At 54.4% G+C, this 2,087-nt stretch carries 1 protein-coding gene and 2 pseudogenes; 2 read left to right on the plus strand and 1 reads right to left on the minus strand.

The features are described 5' to 3' along the window. Nucleotides 1-117, minus strand: a pseudogene (locus D6694_14010) (transposase). A gap of 157 nt (nt 118-274) precedes the next feature. Between D6694_14010 and D6694_14015 the strand changes: the two are divergent. Beyond that, entirely contained in the window at nt 275-1,462 is a 1,188-nt protein-coding gene (locus D6694_14015) for an IS21 family transposase (protein RMH36312.1), read from the plus strand. A gap of 101 nt (nt 1,463-1,563) precedes the next feature. Next, a pseudogene (locus tag D6694_14020) lies at nt 1,564-2,087 on the plus strand (AAA family ATPase).

The raw sequence follows: 2,087 nt of genomic DNA on the forward strand, positions 1-2,087 counted from the left end.
AAGTGTTTCGAAGCGATGATGCCATACACATTCCTCTTTTAGTGTCCGAATAAAGCGCTCAATCATACCGTTCTGCTCAGGGCTGTATGGTGTGATGAATTCTTGCCTGAGGCCATAGGGAGGGTGTTCATTATTCTGTGTCAGCCGCTGGTTTAGAGACTCAGGTACGGTTCTGTCACCACCGATGCTATATGACCTAAAAATAACGGTTTGAGATGTCCTCCCGTCAAGCATGGGGCATCATTGGGTTGTTCAAAGACTCAAGGAGGCCGCCATGCTCAACCGAGAGGACTGGATTATGATACGCGATATGAGGAAAAAAGGCTGCTACCTGCGCGAGATTGCCTTGCAGGTAGGCTGTTCAGAGCGGACAGTGCGCCGTGCGCTGAAGCGCGGCGGGCCGCCACCCCGCCGCAAAAGTGGTGTTCGAGCCAGCAAGCTGGACCCCTACAAACCCCAGGTGGACCAGTTGTTGTCCGAAGGCGTCTGGAATGCGGAGGTCATCTTTGCCGAAATCCGTGCCCAAGGCTATCAGGGTGGGCGCAGTATTCTGCGTGACTATATTCGTCCGAAGCGAGCATTGCGCAAGGCGTTAGGTACGGTGCGCTTTGAGACGGCTCCAGGCAAGCAGCTGCAATCGGATTGGGGGAAAATCACGACAGTGGTGGCTGGCAATCGGACCAAGGTGCACTTTGCCGTCAACCTGTTGGGCTATTCTCGACGCTTTCACGTTTGGGCGGCGCTTTGCGAAGATGCTGAGCACACCTATGAGAGTTTGGTGCGTGCCTTTGAGTGGTTTGGTGGTGTGCCGCAGGAGGTATGGGTTGACAACCAGAAGGCGGCTGTATTGTCGCATGCGCCCAACGGTAAGGTTCGCTTCAACCCGGGGTTTGTGCAGCTGGCCGAGCACTATGGGTTTAAGCCCAAAGCCTGCCGCCCCTATCGGCCGCAGACCAAGGGTAAGGATGAACGGATGGTGCGCTATGTCAAAGAGAACTTCTTCCAGCGTTATCGTAGTTTCGAGAGTTTAGCGCACCTTAATCAGCAACTTGAGCAGTGGCTGGCGGAGGTGGCCGACGAACGCATTCACGGCACCCTCAAAGCACGGGTTCATGACCGTTTTGTCAAGGAGCGTCCCAGGTTGCAGCCTTTACCGCCTGTGCGTTTTTCGACCTGCTATCAAGAGTGCCGCCGAGTGGCGTTAGACGCTTTCATCGATGTGTGTGGTAATCGCTATAGCGTGCCGGCCCACCTGTGTGGTGAGCGAGTGGTCATTCATCGTTACCTTGATGGTGGTTTGAAGGTGTTTGATGCACAAGGACGACTGGTGGCAGAGCACCAGTTGCGCCCAGCCATTGAGGGATGGCAAGTGGTGCCCGACCATCATGCCCGTCTATGGCGTGACCTTGGTGTCCAAACCCGCAGTCTGGCAGCCTACGAGGAGGCATCGACATGGAGCTAAACGGTCTGATGCAAAAACTCAAGATGGAATACTTGCCGGACAGTTTGGATACGCTTTGTGAACAGGCAGCCAAACGAGCGCTGGACTACCGTAGCTTCCTGATGGAAGCTCTGGCGGCAGAGTGGCAGGGTCGTCACCAAAAGGGATTGGCCAGTCGCCTTAAGCGGGCGCGACTGCCTTGGCTTAAGACACTTGAACAATTTGACTTTGGATTCCAGCCCTCGGTTGACCGCAAGGTTGTCCGCGAACTTTAGGGTTTGGCCTTTGTAGAGCGGGCTGAGAATGTCATTTTGCTTGGTCCCCCTGGTGTCGGCAAAACCCATCTGGCCATTGGCTTGTCAATCAAGGCGGCTGAGGCAGGACACAGAGTGTTGTTTTTGACCCTGTCGGAACTTATGAGTCGACTCAAACGAGCCCAGGCAGAGAATCGTCTTGACCGACAATTGCAGCAGTTCACCTACCCGAAGGTGTTGGTGGTTGACGAGATTGGCTATTTGCCGCTGAATCGTGAGGAAGCCAGCCTATTTTTCCGTTTGGTGGCTAAGCGCTATGAAAAAGCCTCAATGATTCTCACCTCGAACAAAGGCTTCGTGGACTGGGGAGAGGTTTTCTCAGACCAAGTGGT

Source organism: Gammaproteobacteria bacterium (assembly GCA_003696665.1).
Taxonomy (GTDB): Bacteria; Pseudomonadota; Gammaproteobacteria; order Enterobacterales.

Coding starts and splice junctions, on each gene's coding strand:
- D6694_14015 (RMH36312.1), top strand. CDS start 275: ATGCTCAACCGAGAGGACTGGATTATGATACGCGATATGAGGAAAAAA.